We start from the raw sequence: 19293 nt of genomic DNA on the forward strand, positions 1-19293 counted from the left end.
TTATCTCTCCATAAAACTATATTCGCCATAGTCATCAAATTCTAATTTGTACTTTTTAATTACCCCTGCAATATTATATTCAAATGATAGCTCTTCATTTTGTGAACCTAATGGCATGATTTTATTCATGAACTCAACAAAATTAATGTAGTTATTTTTGTCTTTTTTATTAGGTCTGTATCCATCTTTAATATTCATAAGTAATTTATATAAATGATAATCAATTGCAATTTTTTCAATTTTACTGTTGTTTTTATTTTTAAATTCTAAGATCATTTCTGGTATAAACTTAAATAATTCTTCATCATTCTCTTCAATATAATTTTCAATATCACCTATAACATTTAATTTCTGGCTTACTTTATATTTACCTTGATTTTTACCAATGACTATATTAATTCTTTCTTTTTCATTATTGTCACCGTTCCATTTGTATATTGCGTCTTTTACATCTAAGAGTATCTTTTTGAGTTCCCTTTTGTCTCCATTATTCCAGTAGTATAAATCCTTTATAAAGTCATAATACAAATCATCTCTAAACGAAATATCTTCACCTATGTATTTAAATGAATACAATCTTAAGAAATACTTAATTAGATTTGTTCTTAATGCCTCTTTGTCTTTAATGGTATCAAGTTTTTCTTCTTTTAAAGATTTATTGTTCAAAGCTAATATTAAATAATTGTTATCTTTAATATCAATATTTTCAGTGAATATACTAAATAAATTATTAGAATTGTTGAATTTTATAATAATTGAATCCATTTCTTCATCTCTTAAATTTATAGGGTCAATTTTTTCTAATGCCTCTAATATTTTAGATAAATCTTTATGATCAAAAATAATATTCGGCATCATACATTCTAAATACTCTTTAAAATTTATCTTTTTTAATTTGTTTTTAATTTTTAATAATGTTATATTATCAAAACGATTATCTACAATAATGTCATACATAAAATTTAAAAAGGCTCTTGTAGAAATAATTATTTTTTCTTTAATTATTACTTCTATTAATAGGTCTATAATTTTATTCTTAATTTGTTCATCCATTAATAATTCAAAATTATATTTAATTGGACATCTTTCACTGCACTCACAGCTGTCACAACATTTTTCTTTGTAAGCGGTATAAAACGGATTTTTTTCATCTTTTCCAGTAATTGTATTTATTATATCTTTTATGTATTGAGACCTTCCCCCTTCCTCAGTTAGAGTATACATATGATAATCACTAAAGTTTATAAACTGAAATGATCTATCATCATCAAAACAATTTTCAGCTAAGTTAGTTTCTAATATTTTTTTATCAGCTACATACTGTTTTAATTCATTAAAATTGCATCCATATTTTGAATCGATAAAGTTATTTAATGTTCCTAAATTTATAGCTAATATGCATTTTTTGATTACACCATTATTTAATTTATCATCCGAGAAATTTTGTAATACATCATTTAAAGTATCAATTGAAGTCTTTTCTGGATCTAAACTTTCAGTGCCATCATTATGTAGAACAAATCCATCCATTAAGCTTGTATATTTATTTTTAAAATATGATATCAAGTGAGATTTCCCATCACCAACTCCACCACAAACCAATATTAATTGAGATTTTGGTGATTTTGATGATTTTTCTATTAAGTCATATAATTCATCTTGAACTTTTCTTTTTACATGCATGTACTCTTTAAACTCACTTAAAGAATCTAGGGTTTCTACTGCTTCCTTTGATGACTCTTTCAATTTTTTTAACTCTTCTATTAAGCATTCTTTTACATGGCTCACTATATTCCCTCCTTCTAGGAAGTTTATACCACTATTATCCTGTACTTGACTATTTTGGTTCATACTCACTATCTATAACTTCTAAACTCTTTTCATCATCACATTTAATTTATATATTAATTTACATTCCTATTTTACCATATTTTTAACAAAAGTAGTAATCTCCTCTATAAGTGACAAAAAAAATAATGAATAAGCACTAATTGCCTATCCATCATACAAAGCTAAAATTTCAATGGGAATCCAACTATTTATTTATCATTTTTTTTAGATTTACGAAAGAATGGAACTATAAACGCCGCATTTCATCATCAATAATTATAGAATGATTTAAAAATAAGTCCTCAAAAACATTTTTAAGATGTGTAAAATCTTCTGGGTTTTTATTCTTATTTAATCTATAATTCCATTCAATGCCACTAGTTAATGCAGAACTCGACATATTGGAAGATCCTATAAAAACATCTCCATCCTCTTCATATTCAAATATGTATGATTTAGGATGAAATGATTTATTATGAATATTATAAAACCTTAAATCTACTTTATCACCTAGAGCATCCTTTACTAAATATAAAGCTTGAGGCTGAGTGATATTAAGATAATTTCCTGTTAAGATTCTAATTCTAACTCCTTTATCTGCTACCTGTTTTAAATCGTTAATCAGCAATCTAACACCTGATTCCATTAAAAATCCTACTATAATATCTATGCTCTTTGCCCTTTTTAATGAAGCTTGTAATTTAGGAAGTAAATAATCATTTTCTCCCGTAGAACAGTTTGAATCATAATCTTGAGTTGCCTCTTTAAATGCAATAGAATCACTGGTTATTATACCTTTATTAATTACATCTACTTCAACCATCATACTCAACCAAAGCCTCTTTCAAATTCCTTACTCCACCCCTTGGATTAGCTACATCACCTATATACCTAGGAATCAAGTGAACATGTAAATGGTTTATGGTTTGTCCAGCATAAGTCCCTACATTTATACCTATATTATATCCAGCTGGTTCATATTGAATATCAAACATTTCTTTTACCTCGTGCATTAATTTATATATTGATTTAACCTCTTCCTCAGTTCCCTCAAAGAAGTTTGCAAAATGCCTCTTTGGTATTATTAAACAATGACCATTATTTACTGGGAAATGATCTAATATAGCAAAGGCCAATTTATTCTCTACTATTATTTCTGATTCATCGTAGTCGCAAAATATACATTCTGACATTATTATCGCCGCCTTTATTTTGTATTAAGGTATGAATCTATACTGATTTTTTTAATGTTAAAATCTATTATTAAATTTAGTTAAATTTAACTAAATTAAAAACTATACTTAACTCCATAGAATCAATGGTTTCAGCATGTTATTAGATAATGCAGTTAAGTGTTGAATTAAATTCTTGTTAAATTAACAAGATTCTAATTAAATCATAACAATACAATACCTCTAAAATTATCCGTTGGTCAAGCATATCTAAACTATTTATATATATCTGAAAACTCAACTTTTATTCTGAGTGCAAAATCGTTTATACTATTATCATAACTATAACAACTAAAAATAAAGGCAAGGATTATCCCTGCCTTATCATAATATAATCTTAAGAAAATGGGTGCCTAATTTTCAGTGCTAGCTGAAGCACGTAAAATTTTATTGAACTTCTCAAATCTAGTGCTTAAAATACATAAATATATTTCAATCTCATTGAAAATAGGAGCTATATTATCCATCATAAACCGCTGAAATTTTAAATCTTTTTGATATTGAGGCGTTTTTTCGTATTCTACAATTTTTGCTTTGACCTCATTTTTTACTTCCTCACTGACTTCCACATCTCGCTTTAATATTTTGTTTGTTACACTTTTCGATTTTTCATTTAATTCCATCAGATCTTTGCCGCTATACTTTCCAAACATTTCATCAATTAGTTCTTTTATATTATCTGCATATTGAACCTCTTCCTTAGCATCTAATAAATTTATAAGGTTCATCCAAGCCTTCTCTTTTTCTTTAGTATCTAGCGGTTCGTCCAAAAACTGTCCGTAATGAATCGCAAACATTTTCCCCATATTACCTGGTAGTATCCTATGAAGTTCCTTTTGCATATATCCAGCAATATTTTTAGATTTGGCTTCTAAACATTGAATTGACACCCTTAAATTATCAATATTTGAATCTATTCCTTGTTCAATCAAATTTTCTAACACTCCTTTACTGCTATCGAGCAGTTTAATTTTTTCATTGATGATGTCTAACTGTTTTTTTATAACTTGTGCAACATCCTGTTTTTCTAATAATATAAGTTGAATATCCTTAATAGAGAAATCCAATTTTCTTAAAGCATTAATAGTAATTAGTCTATTAATATCATCCATAGTATAAATTCTATAATTGCTTTCTTCCTCTTTTTGAGGTCTAATAAGTCCCACCTCTTCATAATAATAAATTGCCTTTTTAGTTAGTCCCGTTTCTTTCATCACTTCATTAATTTTCATTATCATCGCCTCCTAAAATTGAGTTTAAACTATACTCTAAGGGAACTGTCAACAGGCAATTGACAAAAAAATAGTGGATAAGCACTAAATGCCTATCCATTATACTCAATTAAAGCTTCTTTTAAATTCCTTACCCCACCCCTTGGATCAGTCACCTCACCTATACATCCGGGAACCAAGTGCACATGATGATGGTTTATAGTTTGTCCAGCATAAGTTCCTACATTTATAATTCTTTAAATTGAATTGTATCGTCATCATCATAATGAGTATTATTATGATGATTAACTGGCAAAACAACACAACATATTATATAAAATAATATACCTATACCATATATTAGCGTTAAAAGTACCCATGCTAATCTGATAACTGTAGCATCTATATCAAAATACTCAGCAATACCACCGCAAACGCCGTCTATTTGTTTATCTGTGGTAGACTTATATAATTTTTTTTGCATAATTATTCCTCCAATTTTTAATTTTTAGAAGGTCCCTATATTAACTTTTTTAATAATTTTATACTATATAAATAATTTAATTATACTACTATCAAAAATATCACCCATACTATAATATGTACCAATTATATCATAAATGTTTGTTATATAATTTTCAAAACTATAAAAACCACCAAAAATGATTTCTAAAGAGAATGTTTAAGCACACAGTACAATATATATAAGCCCTAATCAATGAAATTTATATTGTCCACTGATTAGGACTTTAACTTAAATTACTTTATTAACAGTTGATAATTTAGAGTAAATGCTAGTAAGCTCCTAAAATTGTATGTAACATACTTAATCTCCCTATAATATTATATATAAGTAACCTCTAATGAATTTCTATCAACTAATTTCTTATAACTATATTTAGGATATCCGACCATAACGGCAGCTGTTATCGTCTTTCCTTCTGGAATATTAAATAATTTAAGCATTGGTGAACCCTTAATGGATGCACAATACTCAAAAAATCCAGCCCAACAAGTTCCAAGTCCTAGTGAAGGAGCAAATAATTCTAGATAAGTCAGACAAGAAATAGAATTAGCCCTCCCGTTTGAAAAGCCTTTGTCCGCAGTGGTTATAATTAAGTTTGGAGCACCTCGCAGAATTGAATCAATCCCGTCTTCCCTATAAGTACTGATTAATCCTTTTAATGCATCCTTTAGTGGAGATTTTTCTATCATTCGAATAGTAAGTTCAGCAGCTTTTTTAACTAATTGCTTGTCCTCAACTACAACAAATGATATACCTTGACTATTACTTCCAGTAGGTGCTAGCCTTGCAATATCAACTAATTTTGTTAATTTTTCTCTTGATACAGATTTGTCTTGATAATTTCTTATAGAACGACGTGACCTTAGAAAATGCTCCGCCTGTGCTGCATTTAACTTTGCAAAATCTTTTGCATCAACTTGTTGTGCGAGTGGTGTTTTTTTATTATCTATAGCTTCCCTCGGGCATATAGCAACACAATGTCCACAGGCAATGCAAGTGGTATTTGCTACTTCTTCTGGTCCCTTTTCTCCCATCGTTAGAACATATGCTGGACATTCCACAATGCATTGCTGGCATTTAATACATTTTTTTTCATTTACAGTTATAAAATCCATCTTGTTCATCCCCTTTTTAAAATTTCACATTTTATTATCTAAACCTTCATTCGACCCATTCTACCATATAATCTTTGCTAAATTAGGGTAATACATCACATTACATATTGAAAATGATGTAACCCTATCGATAAAAAAAATAATGGATAGACGCTAAATACCTATCCATTATACTTAATAGAAATTAGATTATTGACACATCATTTATATTATTTATATTATCAATTCTAATTATCCTTATTTTACGTTGATCTTTTTTTGCAAATTGATTTACCTTCATCCATTCACCATCCACATTTATAACTTCACAATCTATTAGTTCCCCTAAACTTCCACTCACTGTAAGCGTACATCTTTTACCTTCAAGTTCTTTTAGTATTTCAGACATTTTGACTTCCCCCTTCATTGAATTCTTCATTTTTTTAACATCTTCTTTTAGTTTTTTAACTTTATCACTTAATCCCATATTTGAAATAGCTAAAAAGAATGCTAACATTCCTATATATTCCATATATTATCCTCTCCCCAATATCTAAATGCTCTCAATCACATTCTTGATGAATATATTATAGTATAAATTTGTCTATTAATCAAAATTGGCTATTAGTAAGTATTGTAATAGTTCTTGATTTTTCTAAACATTTTAGAATATTTTTAGAAATGATATAGTAATTTAATATAATGTTATATTAAACATTGTAGTGTGGGGGGCAATATGAGAAAATCTTTTAATAAAAGGAATCCAGTAAGACTTTGGTTAATAATGTTAATTGTTTTAGTAGTAACAATAGTATATATGATTTTTGTTATTTTTTCGAATTTTGAAACTCCATTAAACAAAGCTAAATATATTAAAAATGGACAACAATATGAATCATTAATAACTGGTAATGATTTAGTGTCATATTCAAATACGTTTTTAGGAATGAAATACTTATTTGGTGGTACAACTCCCGCAATATTAGATGCTACAGGTAAATATGTAAAAGGTGGATTTGATTGTTCTGGGTTTATTCAGTATGCTTATAAACATTTTGGTATAAATTTACCCAGAACAACTATGGACCAAATAAATAAAGGTGTTTCTATTAATATAAATAATCTTGAAAATGGGGATTTAGTCTTTTTTATGACAAACCCAGCTCTTCCATCTCAAGTATCCCATGTAGGAATTTATATCGGAAACAGCAAATTTATACATTCCCCTAAAACTGGTGATGTTATAAAAACATCTGAGTTAACTGGATATTATAAAGAAAAATTTGTAATAGGTAAAAGGATAATAAAATAACTGTACAAATTTAAAACGGAAGTCAAAAATCGACTCCCTTTAATTTGCATTATTAAGATCTAAATATTACACTTTCCTTATTAAACATATGTTTTGCTAGCATAACAGCAACTATCGTATAAACTATGGACCATACTATTGTTATTCCTATATGACCATAATTATAAATTCCACTTGTAAGTTCCTTAACCACTGAGCTTACACTAAGCAATGGTATATTAAAATAAAGAAAAGGTATGTTTTTTGAATCCATAAACATAGTTCCATAAGCGGCAAATATCGGAATTATTGAAAATGGTACCAAATAGGTTTGGGCTTCCTTGAATGAACGAGCATATATACTTACCGCTAGTTCAAGAGCACCAAAAAACATTGTTGTTATTATTGCTATTACTCCAATTAAGGCTATTGCTTTGTAACTTAAACCAACTGCTGAACTTCCATTTCCAAACATTCCATTAGGTATTTTCATTGAAATTAGAAGTCCAAGCATTGAACATACCGATACTATAAATCCCATTATTGTTATTGCAAAGAGTTTCCCTGTTAATATATGATGTCTCCCAGCTTTTGTTGTTAAAAGTGGTTCAAGTGTTCCTCTTTCCTTTTCACCTGCTCCTAGATCTGTGGCTGCTGCAAGTGTCCCTGTTGCACTGTAAAGGAGTATAAACATAGGAATCATTATACCTAATAACATTTGACTTTGTGCATTTTCTTCTTTTTGAAAACTTGTTTCAGCAATTTTTATTGGCGTTAATATCTTTGCATCAATATTTATTTTTTTTAATCTATTTGCAACTATTTGTTTACTTAATTTGTCTACTGTTTCCGTTACCTTGCTAAGTGCAATAGATGATTTTTGATTTGTATTATCATAAAAAATCTTTAAATCAGAAACATTCCCACTTGAAATAGATTCATCAAAATCCTTTGGTATTTCTATAAAAAGTAGTGCTTCTCCATCCTTTACTGCGGCTTTCCCATCAATGCCCGTTTTAAATTTAATAGTTTTATCATTTTTTAATATCTTCCCAATGCTGCTATTTCCCTTATCGACCATCACGATATTTATATTTTTTTCAACAGAATCCTCAGCACTATTCATAGTTTTCCCCATAATAAAGCTAAGTATAGGCATTAATAAAAGAGGAATTAACAAACTTACTATTATTGTCTTTTTATCTCTAAGCATGTCCTTAAGTTCTTTAAACAGTATTACACTAACTAATTTATTCATGATTACCTCCAATAAGATTAACAAAAATATCTTCCATGTCTTCGTTATTATATTTAGCCTTTAGTGAACTTATTGTTCCATGTTCCACAACTTTTCCCTTATGTATTATTACAACTCTATCACAAAGCTTTTCAACCTCTACCATACTGTGACTTGAGAAAACTATAGCCTTACCTTCTGACTTACACTTAATTATAAAATCTTGAATAAGTCTTGTGGCAGAAACATCAAGTCCGGTACTTGGCTCATCAAATAACATAACTGAAGGCCTATGGACAATACTTCTTGCAATTGCTACCTTTTGTTTCATACCTCTTGAAAATTTCCCTACCCTTTTATCTATAAATTCACCCATTTCAAGTTCTCGCGTAAGCTCTTCAATGCTTTTCTTGGCATCGCATGCGTTCATTCCATTTAATTGAGCAAAATACATTATATTTTCTCTTGTTGTAAGCCTGTCATATAGGCCAACCTCTCCACCAAATAAAATTCCAATCTCCTCTCTAATGCTCTCAGGCTCACTTACTAAATCATGGCCTGAAATTTTCCCTTCTCCCTCTGTTACCTTAAGCATGGTTGCAAGCATTCTCATTATAGTTGTTTTCCCAGCTCCATTTTCTCCGATGAGACCTAATATTTCTCCCTTATTAACTTCAAAAGAAACTCCATCCACCGCTGTAAAATCTTTAAACTTTTTAGTAAGGTTTTTTACCTCTAACAATTTAATTCCCCCTTGCGTAAAATCTTATTGGTGTATCTTTAAACTTACCCCTTTCAACTGTATACCTTCGTAAATTTTGACAATTTGCAATAATTTATAAGTAAATTATAACATAGTTTACTATTTTAAGTTAACTCGTACATTCGTTATAATTAAAATTACATGGAATTTTTATGCGAGTATATTACAGTGAACCTATTTATATACATCTGAAAACTCAATTTTTATTCTTTGCTCAAAATCGTTTATGCTATTATCAATAGACTTAATACTTTCTTCTTTGCTATCATGCTTCGATACCTTAACAGGAAGTTTTATAAAAAACTTAGTACCAACTCCATATTTACTCTCAACTGTTATTGTCCCACCTTGTATTTCTACCAGCGATTTAACAAGCGATAATCCGATACCACTTCCTTCATATTTCCTTGTAAACGATTTATCCGCCTGCCGAAATCTATCGAATATTAGATTTACCTTGTCATCCGGTATACCTATGCCTGTGTCTTCAATCGAAATAGTTATGTATTCTTCACCATCAGATATATTAACAAATATGCTTCCACCAGGAGTTGTAAACTTTATAGCATTGGATAGCATGTTGAGCATTATTCTTTCAATTTTTTCTAGATCACAATCCACTATCTTTTCCTCTATATCAGTATCAAATATGAGACTTAAGCCATTATTATTAAAATGCTCTGCTACAGATAACGTAATTTCCTCCACTATATTAACAATGTTACAATTAACCATATTCAGTTCAAAAAAACCTACATCCAATTTAGTTAAATCAATTAAATTGTTTATTAATTTTAGCAATCTAAAGCAATTATGTTTTTCAATATTTATATTATTAATAATCTTTTCTCTATTAATAGGGTTTTTTTCATCATTAATGCCCATTTCAATGATTTTTATTGTACCTAATATTATATTCAACGGAGTCCTTAGCTCATGAGAAATATTAGCAAAAAATTCAGATCTTAACTTCTCTATTTCAGCAGCCTCATTCTGTAATGCTAATTCATTCTTTTTTCTTTCTGTAATATCCCGCACAGTTGCTATAATTATTTCATCTTCATGAATCTTTGTAGCATGAACATTAACTTCTACCCAAAAGTCTTTGTTACTTTTATTTTTAACTATAAACTCTTGTATAAGATGGTCCTTACGGTTTTTCTTATTACTTAATGCATCTATATAAAGCTCAATATTGTCCTGTTTTTTTGAGATAATATCATATACATTCATACTTATTAATTCATTTCGCGAATAACCAAACATAGTGGTAACAGTTTCATTTACATCCGTTATATTTCCATAAACATCATGAATGAATATTGAATCACTTACGGAATTAAAAATTACGCTTAGATATTTTTGGCTTTTTTCAAGTTCATTCTGAGAATTTTCATACGTAAGCTGCCTTAAACCACTTTCAGCAAGCGTCATAATAAGCCCTGAATAATACTCAATTATATGATCAACCTTCTTTTTAGAATAAACAGGCACCTTGCTTAACGCATCTAGATACCCTTTTTCATCAAACCCTAATTCTATTGCTTGTGCTGCAAAATATTCTTTATCTTTTACTTCATCTTCATAAAAAAATTGGCTAAAAAAAATCGTAGCCAAATGTTCTCCTGAAATAACAATAGGTAATGCAATATCTCTCATATTATTTAGACACTTATAAGAGATATATGCACCATCTATAATATGGTCACTAACATATTGATCACTAATGGAACATTGCATGCATGTAACTGGATGAACTCTATGAAACTTAGTGCATATATCCTGCCATCCCGTTGCAATAATAATTGTGCCGTCTATATCAACAATTCCAAAATTAATGCCTACAGCAGCATAAATATTTTCAGCCATCTTTTTTAGTAAATCAATATTTATTAGTTCTGAAAATTTAACTTTCCTCATAAATAATTCCTCCTAAGTAACGTACCCTCTTATAAAAATAATGTGCTCCACTCTACTTTACCTGCGTTAAACCTTCTATTTTATTCTTAACCATATCTACCTTGCTACAAAATTTTACATTTTACTTTTAAAAACTTTATTAAAAACATTCTATCATAGTAACTTTGCTAAATTAGGGGAATATTGTCGTATAGGATATTTAAAATTATAAAAACTCTATAGCTAATATTAAAAGCTGTGAAGTAATTACCTCACAACTTTTTCATTTATTTAATAATTTTTATTTATCAAAATTGGGAAAAGAAAAAATTTCATCTAAATCATTAAATCTACTATATCCTTGTGCGTAGAATATGATTATAAATCGAATTACTGTTTTTTCTAAATTTATACCAACAGTCTTACTGCTGCTATAAATGTCATGATTATAATAATATATCTGAAGTTTTTTTCATTAATTTTTTTAATCATAAGCATCCCTAAAAGGGCTCCTAATGCAATTGCTGGCACCATACCAATGCTAAGTAAAACTGTCTTAAAGGCAATATTATGCCAGAATAAAATTTGCAATGGTAATTTGGCCAAATTAACAAGTAAGAAAAACCAAGCCGTTGTGCCCATAAAATCGTTTTTTTTGAAGTTCATAGTTAACAAATACACACTGAATATAGGTCCTGCAGCATTACCAATCATGGATGTAAAGCCAGTAGCAATTCCAGCCATTGCATAAAACCATTTATTTGTTGGGACTTTTATATTTTCACCTTTTTTTTCAGTATAAATTAAAGCGACTAAGCAAAGTAAAACTGAAATAGATATAACCGCCTTAAATTGTTTATCATTAATAAAGTTTCCAACTATAACACCTAGTAGTAACCCTATGATTGTCCATGGCAAAAGTTTTTTTATATTTTCCCACTTAGCATGTCTATTATAATAGTACACTGCAAAAACATCCCCTATTACTAATATAGGAAGTATAACACCTGTAGATTCCTTCCCTCCAAATACACTGGCAATAATTGGTATAACCGGCATCAAAAACCCGCTTATTCCGGTCTTTGAAACGCCTACTAAGACAGCCGATATTATTAAACATATCCATTGCATCGTTGATAAATTAAACATATGAATGATTCCCATTATTTTACCCCTCTTCTGAAATAATTACTCAGCATTTTTATTTGCTACCTCTATATGATAGGTTACCTGTTTAATATATGGTTTTTTAGAGATAATCAGCCATGCTATAAGGCTTATAATTCCTATTATTAAATGCATTAGTCCCATTACCACTATTTTATTAGAAAAATTCAAAGAAATTATAAACATACCAATACTACCATAAAAGGTCATTGCGCAACTCATTAATGAGGATGCTGCACCAATATCGCCCTGTAACTGTTCAAGCAAAAGGTTAGTTCTTGCAGGTGCCATAATGTTACCAAAGAGAGACGCAGGAATTAATGATAATGTAAAAAATAAAGGACTTAAATTACCTATCGTACAAATGAATACCCCACTTATACTAAACACAATAAATGAGACAGTTATTATTGAATTACTATGATAATTTTTTGATAATTTAATGTATAGTAAAGGCCCTAGTAGGTAAAACACCGCGTTTAAAGCAAAATAATAACTATATACCTTTTCACTTAATCCAAAGCCATTTACATAAATATACGAGGAGGATGATATAAATGACATAGAAGCAGCAGATATCAGTGAAAGTATTATAAGAAGTGACATAAAGCTCTTATTTTTTGCAACTACGCCTAACCTTCCTATGGATTTAAATATACTTCCTGTATATCTTTTTTCTAGTGTCTCTTCCATGGCTATGCTTCCAGCTAAGGCTAAAGCTCCTATTATAGATAGCACCACAAATACTCCACGCCAAGAAAGAACACTTAGTATCATTGCTCCTATAACTGGAGAAATTATAGGTGATATCATTCCCATAGACTGAACTAAAGCTATTATGGTTACTCTCCTCCTACCACTATATACATCTTTTACTATAGCTGTTGCCACCGCTGTTGCAGCCCCACAACCAATTGATTGCAGAATACGATAAAAAATGAGTTGGTAAACATTTACAGAAAATATACATAAAATGCTTCCAATAGTATATACAGATAATCCTATAAGTAATACTCTTTTCCTTCCGTATTTATCACTAAGGGGTCCCCAAAATAGGGTTCCTACAGCGTAAAATATAAAGAAAAATATTAATGTAAGATTTACTAGACCTTCCGTTGTGTTAAAGCTTTCAACCATTTTAGGAAGCGCTGGTAGATAGATATCTGTAGATAATGGGATAAATGCACTTAAAAAAGCTATAAACATTATGAAGCCCCTATCTCCCAAATATTTTTGTTTCTTTTCCTTTTTGTCACATATCTTTTCTTCGTTTTCCATTCTTTGCCTCCAAAAATAATAGCATATTACATCATTCAAGTTATTACATGTCCTTATAAACCTACACAAAAAAAAATACAGGATTTCTCCTGCTCCATTCCTGATAAACTTCAATTAGGATTTTCCTAGATTATCGCCTGTGGTGATAAAGCATTAACTTGACTTGAATTATTTAGGTCATTAATATTAGCACTAGTATTAGTTTGTGTTAATAATTGTGATATTTGATTAATCTCCAAATTACTCCTCCTTTGCTTAACCATAAAGTGCCATATTTTTAATTTTACTCTATATGCCTTCAATTATCTATACTTTTTATAATTAAATTATCCCCTGCAGAGCTGAACAGCTTTGCAGAAGATGAATTGGTAACTTATTTTGAAAATTGTCTAACAATGCCCTCTGCCATAACGTCTGCCATCTTTAGGGCTTGATTTTCAATTTCATCGTATACTGCGATGCTTCTTTCATAATTATTGGTAAGTATATCGATTGCTTCTGCTTTAGTCATTGCCAAGTGTTCATATAACATTGTCTTCCAATTTTCTTGAGACCAATAAGGATTGATTCTAGCAAGGAAAACTGCGATTTCATCTGCATTTGCGTACCATCTTTTCTCAGCATCTGCTGCCTCTTTGCTATAGCCAGCTTTGGCTGCTTTAACAAGCTGTGCGGCGATGACAAGATGACTTTTAAATAACTCACTAAATTGAGAAGCAATTTCATTCCCATAGAAAGGTTTTAATACTAACTTAAAATCTGTTGGATTTCGAAGAAGTCGCTTAGTAACAAAATCTACATCTGGTAAATCTTTTATTATGCTTGTTATGGTCATCCTCGTCCAGACAATATGTTGTTCCCAAAGTATCCGCATAATATTTCTTAAATCTACTTCTGCTTCACTAATTATCCTAGGCTCAGTAATGTGCCGTTGCGCCACCATCCAAGATGCATCATATGGAAATAAATACATTGTTATCACCACTTTCTAATTTTTATACTATAATATGCTTATGTGAGCAATAAGTACCCATAAAAAAAGGAATATAGAAGGGCATAACAAATTGAGGCTAGTATACGATATACTAACCTCTCTATTTTTTCAATTCTTTTCATAATCTACATAAAATTACAAATAGTATATTGTCCCAGTGAAGTTTACTTCTGAATCTTCTTCATAGTCAATATACGCACCTTTAAGATCTACTACATTTTCATGTATATCAAATCCTTCTATGCTTATTGTTTCTATTACATTATTTTCATTAACACATGTTGCCAATGTATCATAATAATCTTCTTCATCATTATATATAATTGCAGTACTTAATATTCTAAATGTTGCCTCCCTTATAATTTTTCTATTTTTATTTATAATTTTCCCAAACTTAATTTCTTGTACCCCATCTTTTTTATCATTGTCTTTAAATAAAAAACTCATTCCGATTACTTCCCTTCATTTTTATTATAATGATTCAATATCAATATTATTATAGTCAATTTTCTTATCAAAAGAAACATTCCCTATTCAGCCAACTAACCAAGATTTAAATAATAATCATATAACTATAATATAAGTTTTAATACTTATTAGCGAAAGGAAGTATATAAATGGTGGATATGCATTATAATCTTGTAAAGACAGGATTAAGAACCATTCAAAAAATACCAGATTAGTTTAGAGATGATGTAATTGCTCTATTTTACAGATACCCAAATATTGTTTTTAATGTAAAATCTCCATAGAAAGTCCTTTGCTTCTTCTGCATAATCAATTCCAATTCTCTTAGCTTCTATAATTTCAATTTTTTCTTTTTCCACTGCGTCTTCAATATATAGTTCACTTATGCACAAATCCTGTTTGTTATTTTCTTTATTTATATTCATAGCTATACAGAGCTTAGATGGGCCTGTGGTTAAATTTTTAATTTGAGCTTTTGTCAATTCATTATAACCTTTTTTAAATCTTAGCTTTGACATTTCGTCTAGACCTTCTATTGGCTGAATAGCTCTAATTAAAACCCCTTCAGCAATTCCTTCTTCTTTTGTTATTACATTAAAGCAATGATACATCCCATAAATAAAATATACGTATGCGATGCCAGGCATACCATATAGAGTCTCAAGTCTTGGTGTATGTTTTCCCCCGTAAGCATGGCAAGCCTTATCTATTGATCCAATATATGCTTCTGTTTCAACTATCTTTCCCCTTAACTTTACTCCATTAACTTCATGTACAAGTGTTTTTCCTAAAAGTTCCTTAGCAACCTGCAAAGCTTCTCTGGCATAAAATTCTCTAATAAGTCTCATTCCAACTTCCTCCTAAAACCTATAATAAATATCTATTTTTAACCATATCTTTATATTATATAGAAGTAACCATTTTTAATCAATGACGAACATAACTGTTTTTTGCAAAACAAATAATTTTCACATCAATAATTGGAATAGTACTTTTTCAACTAAATTTTTAATGTATATCTTTAACACAAAACAAGGCATCTGCATATTATGTATAGAAAGTGTGAACATCTTAAATAAGAGAAAGTACAAGCTCTTTAAATAGAAAAAATATTATTAATAAGGAAGGTATCTATATTGAATAAATACAATGATTTTTCTTCTGAAAAATATCAATCTGACGATGAATATGAACCTTATGACTTTTTAATTCCTAAAAAGCACAATTGTGATGACAAACCACACTGTAATGATAAAGACCACTGTGACGATAGACCACACTGTGATGACAAACACGATCGTTGTCATCCTTGCTGTATAAAATGCATAGTTGGACCAACTGGAGCTACTGGAGCAACCGGACGAACTGGTGCTACCGGAGCTACTGGACGAACTGGAGCAACTGGTGCAACCGGTGCTACTGGACGAACTGGTGCAACCGGTGCAACTGGAGCAACCGGAGCAACTGGTGCAACTGGAGCAACTGGACGAACTGGTGCAACCGGAGCAACTGGAGCAACCGGTGCTACTGGACGAACTGGTGCAACCGGAGCAACCGGAGCAACTGGTGCAACTGGACGAACTGGAGCAACCGGAGCTACTGGACGAACTGGTGCAACTGGTGCAACTGGAGAAACCGGAGCTACTGGACGAACTGGAGCAACTGGTGCAACTGGAGCAACCGGAGCAACTGGAGCAACTGGAGCAACCGGTGCAACTGGAGCAACTGGAGCAACTGGAGCAACCGGTGCTACTGGACGAACTGGAGCAACTGGTGCAACTGGAGCAACCGGAGCTACTGGACGAACTGGTGCAACTGGAGCTACTGGACGAACTGGTGCAACCGGTGCTACTGGAGCAACTGGAGCTACCGGAGCAACCGGTGCTACTGGACGAACCGGAGCAACCGGTGCTACTGGTGCAACTGGACGAACTGGTGCAACTGGAGCAACCGGAGCTACTGGACGAACTGGAGCAACTGGTGCAACTGGACGAACCGGAGCTACTGGAGCAACTGGTCCAAGTTTTAATTCGTATGCAAATGGTGTTATAACAACAAATAAAATATCAATTCCAGTTGGCGGCACTATTATTTATGATACTGTAGATATTGTAGGACCTGATTTAAGTTATGATCCAACAACAGGTATATTTACAATTAATACAACAGGTGTTTATGTAATCGACTGGAAGTTTGCTGTTACTCCAGATCCTTTAACCTTTGCTTTACAACTTGATTTAGAAGAATCCCCTAGTGGCGTTGTTATTGGTGGTATATCTATTTTAGTAACAAATCCAACTGTAAATGGCTCTAACAAGGTTTATGCCGCAACAGCAGGACAATCTTTTAGATTTGCTAACAATTCAAATGGTCCTATTAGTATAGTACTTGCAGGTCTAGCTGGGGCTATTGGAACTATATCTGTCTTCAGAATTGTTTAACATCAACAGATTATAACTAATTTTATTACCTTAACTGGCTGCCTATCGACGGCAGCCTTTTTACATAATTAAAAATATTTTAGGAATGGCATTATACATCTTTTTATTATGACATCAAATGCTAAAAATCCTGTTAACATAATAAGTTAACAGGATTTTTAATCTAATATTATTCTTTGTTCTTATTAATAACAGGCACTATACATCTATATTTTCAGTTTTAGTGTCAGTACTAAATATTTCTTTTTTCTTCCAAATAAAGAATCCCATAAGTGCAGGGATTATCAAACCAACAAGTGATACAGGTTTAAATCCATCACTTACAATTGTATATACGATGTTTGCCACTGTAGCAGTAAAATAGATATATATTCCTAATTCCTTTTTCATTAAAATTAAAATAATACCTATAGTTATTATTGTTATTATTACTAAACTAATAATATAAGCAGAAGTTGATACTTCAGGAACATCCATCCCCATTGTTTTATACTGGGCTGCAAGCTTATCTTTCATTAAAAGGGCTATTATAATCGCTATTAACCCAAACCCACTAATAATCAATTGAATAATCGACATTGTTTTTATACCTGCTCCTACTTTTGGTTTTTTAACGTTTTCCATAATTTTACCTCCGACAAATATATTTTTAAAATAATATGGCTTCCACCAAAATTTAATTGTAAATAGCCTCAATTGGATCCATTTTCGATGCATTAATTGCTGGTATAATTCCAAAAATTATTCCAATAATAACAGAGATTGCAGTTGCTCCTATAACGCTTTCTCCGCTCATAACTGGAGGGAATGGCATAAATATACCAATTATTTTACAAAAAATAAATCCGAATAATATACCAAGTAAACCACCAAGCCCTGTCACCATAATCGCTTCTATAAGAAATTGGAGTAATATACTTTTAGGTTTTGCACCAATAGCCCTACGTATACCAATTTCTCGTTTCCGCTCAGTTACAGAAACATACATTATATTCATTACACCTATTCCCCCAACAAATAAGGAAATACCACTAATCAATGCTATGAAAGCAGTTAAATACCCAATAATTTGTTCAAATATCTTAGTCGCTGCCTGAGGATCCTGAAGCTTATACTCACCTTTTAAATTAGGATGAGCCACTATAAGCTCCTTTTTTATGTTTTCAAAAACCTTATTTTTATCTTCACCAGCTTTAAGATAAACATCTAAGCTTGAAATAGCGGCCTCTGTATTCATATCTTCTTTTGACTCCTTTGAAATTAAACTTGTTTCCCCTGTTAGAGAGAATGCACCCTCTTTTTCTAGAACTCCTACTACCTCGTATATAATTCCATTTACTGTTATTCCACTACCTATTGCCTTTTCTGGAGATTCGAAAAGTTTTTCTGCTGCTTTATAACCCAATATAATTAATTTTTTAGAATTTTCACTTTTTTCGAAAGAACGACCATACTTAATATTTATTTCTTTATCATCATAATCTTCTAGTCCAATGTATTGTTTTTTATCAAAATACGCAGCCTCGCCTGATGTATATCCGCCCATTCCTTGCATATCCTTTGATTCCTCAACCTTTTCTACTCCTGCCACTGTTTTAAGAGAATATGGGTCGGATTTGCTAAAGGGTTCAATCAAGGTTAAATCCGCATCAACGTTTTCTGGTTCAAAATTAACATTTATTTTATTAGCGCTTGTATCCGCCATAGATTCATTCATTTTTACCTTTAACCCATTACCAACTGACATAATGGATATTACAGAGCTTATACCTATGATTATTCCTATCATTGTGAGAAAAACTCTTAATTTATGTGATTTTAGACTGTATACTGAAGTTTTGATTAAATTTATTATAGACATA

The 19293-nt window shown here is 30.8% G+C and carries 19 protein-coding genes; 2 read left to right on the plus strand and 17 right to left on the minus strand.

What is annotated here, in order from left to right; genetic code table 11:
* The 7 genes from dptF to ACWJJT_RS06450 all read right to left on the minus strand — a co-directional run bounded on the left by dptF (position 1) and on the right by ACWJJT_RS06450 (position 6425).
* Complete coding sequence (gene dptF, locus ACWJJT_RS06420; protein WP_462954161.1) at positions 1–1788, minus strand: DNA phosphorothioation-dependent restriction protein DptF; 1788 nt, start codon at positions 1786–1788, stop codon at positions 1–3.
* Positions 1789–2077: 289 nt separating this feature from the next.
* A complete protein-coding gene (locus ACWJJT_RS06425) occupies positions 2078–2656 on the minus strand; it encodes a phospholipase D-like domain-containing protein (RefSeq protein WP_462956391.1) in 579 nt (192 codons plus the stop codon).
* On the minus strand, positions 2646–3023 hold the full coding sequence (locus ACWJJT_RS06430) for an HIT family protein (protein WP_462956392.1): 378 nt from the start codon (positions 3021–3023) through the stop codon (positions 2646–2648). Before ACWJJT_RS06430 ends, ACWJJT_RS06425 begins: the two co-directional genes overlap by 11 nt.
* 392 nt (positions 3024–3415) lie before the next feature.
* Complete coding sequence (locus ACWJJT_RS06435) at positions 3416–4294, minus strand: MerR family transcriptional regulator (RefSeq protein WP_462956393.1); 879 nt, start codon at positions 4292–4294, stop codon at positions 3416–3418.
* A 226-nt stretch (positions 4295–4520) separates the two neighbouring features.
* On the minus strand, positions 4521–4757 hold the full coding sequence (locus ACWJJT_RS06440; protein ID WP_462956394.1) for a PspC domain-containing protein: 237 nt from the start codon (positions 4755–4757) through the stop codon (positions 4521–4523).
* A 359-nt stretch (positions 4758–5116) separates the two neighbouring features.
* Positions 5117–5914 (minus strand): nitroreductase family protein, encoded by a 798-nt coding sequence (locus tag ACWJJT_RS06445; RefSeq protein ID WP_462956395.1) that lies wholly within the window; start codon positions 5912–5914, stop codon positions 5117–5119.
* A gap of 184 nt (positions 5915–6098) precedes the next feature.
* Complete coding sequence (locus ACWJJT_RS06450) at positions 6099–6425, minus strand: hypothetical protein (RefSeq protein WP_216302846.1); 327 nt, start codon at positions 6423–6425, stop codon at positions 6099–6101.
* Between the two features lie 204 nt (positions 6426–6629).
* On the opposite strand from ACWJJT_RS06450, the gene ACWJJT_RS06455 reads away from it, so the two are divergent.
* Positions 6630–7205, plus strand: coding sequence for a C40 family peptidase (locus ACWJJT_RS06455; RefSeq protein ID WP_462956396.1), 576 nt, complete (start codon positions 6630–6632; stop codon positions 7203–7205).
* A gap of 52 nt (positions 7206–7257) precedes the next feature.
* Here the strand turns inward: ACWJJT_RS06455 and ACWJJT_RS06460 are convergent, their stop codons facing one another.
* From ACWJJT_RS06460 to ACWJJT_RS06495, 8 genes are all read right to left on the minus strand, one after another.
* The gene (locus ACWJJT_RS06460; protein WP_462956397.1) at positions 7258–8442 is read right to left on the minus strand and encodes an ABC transporter permease; all 1185 of its coding nucleotides are present in this window, start codon (positions 8440–8442) and stop codon (positions 7258–7260) included.
* Positions 8435–9163 (minus strand): ABC transporter ATP-binding protein, encoded by a 729-nt coding sequence (locus tag ACWJJT_RS06465; protein ID WP_462956398.1) that lies wholly within the window; start codon positions 9161–9163, stop codon positions 8435–8437. The genes ACWJJT_RS06460 and ACWJJT_RS06465 overlap by 8 nt, the downstream gene beginning before the upstream one ends.
* A gap of 195 nt (positions 9164–9358) precedes the next feature.
* A complete protein-coding gene (locus tag ACWJJT_RS06470; protein ID WP_462956399.1) occupies positions 9359–11104 on the minus strand; it encodes a sensor histidine kinase in 1746 nt (581 codons plus the stop codon).
* Between the two features lie 387 nt (positions 11105–11491).
* The gene (locus ACWJJT_RS06475; protein ID WP_216302854.1) at positions 11492–12247 is read right to left on the minus strand and encodes a sulfite exporter TauE/SafE family protein; all 756 of its coding nucleotides are present in this window, start codon (positions 12245–12247) and stop codon (positions 11492–11494) included.
* Between the two features lie 24 nt (positions 12248–12271).
* The gene (locus ACWJJT_RS06480; RefSeq protein ID WP_462956400.1) at positions 12272–13528 is read right to left on the minus strand and encodes a Bcr/CflA family efflux MFS transporter; all 1257 of its coding nucleotides are present in this window, start codon (positions 13526–13528) and stop codon (positions 12272–12274) included.
* Between the two features lie 373 nt (positions 13529–13901).
* Positions 13902–14471, minus strand: coding sequence for an acetylglutamate kinase (locus ACWJJT_RS06485; RefSeq protein ID WP_462956401.1), 570 nt, complete (start codon positions 14469–14471; stop codon positions 13902–13904).
* 186 nt (positions 14472–14657) lie between these two features.
* Positions 14658–14969, minus strand: coding sequence for a hypothetical protein (locus ACWJJT_RS06490; protein ID WP_165413217.1), 312 nt, complete (start codon positions 14967–14969; stop codon positions 14658–14660).
* A 257-nt stretch (positions 14970–15226) separates the two neighbouring features.
* Positions 15227–15838: a DNA-3-methyladenine glycosylase gene (locus ACWJJT_RS06495; protein ID WP_216302856.1), complete on the minus strand. Its 612-nt coding sequence runs from the start codon at positions 15836–15838 to the stop codon at positions 15227–15229.
* Positions 15839–16126: 288 nt separating this feature from the next.
* On the opposite strand from ACWJJT_RS06495, the gene ACWJJT_RS06500 reads away from it, so the two are divergent.
* Positions 16127–17431, plus strand: coding sequence for a complement C1q domain-containing protein (locus tag ACWJJT_RS06500; protein ID WP_462956402.1), 1305 nt, complete (start codon positions 16127–16129; stop codon positions 17429–17431).
* Positions 17432–17629: 198 nt separating this feature from the next.
* Here ACWJJT_RS06500 and ACWJJT_RS06505 read toward each other — a convergent pair whose 3' ends face one another.
* Positions 17630–18055 carry a hypothetical protein gene (locus ACWJJT_RS06505; RefSeq protein WP_462956403.1) on the minus strand — a complete coding sequence of 142 codons (426 nt, stop codon included), beginning with the start codon at positions 18053–18055 and terminating at the stop codon, positions 17630–17632.
* 52 nt (positions 18056–18107) lie between these two features.
* Positions 18108–19292 (minus strand): ABC transporter permease, encoded by a 1185-nt coding sequence (locus ACWJJT_RS06510; protein ID WP_462956404.1) that lies wholly within the window; start codon positions 19290–19292, stop codon positions 18108–18110.
* Between the last annotated feature and the right edge of the window lies 1 nt (position 19293).

The organism is Clostridium sp. CM041 (assembly GCF_055081035.1).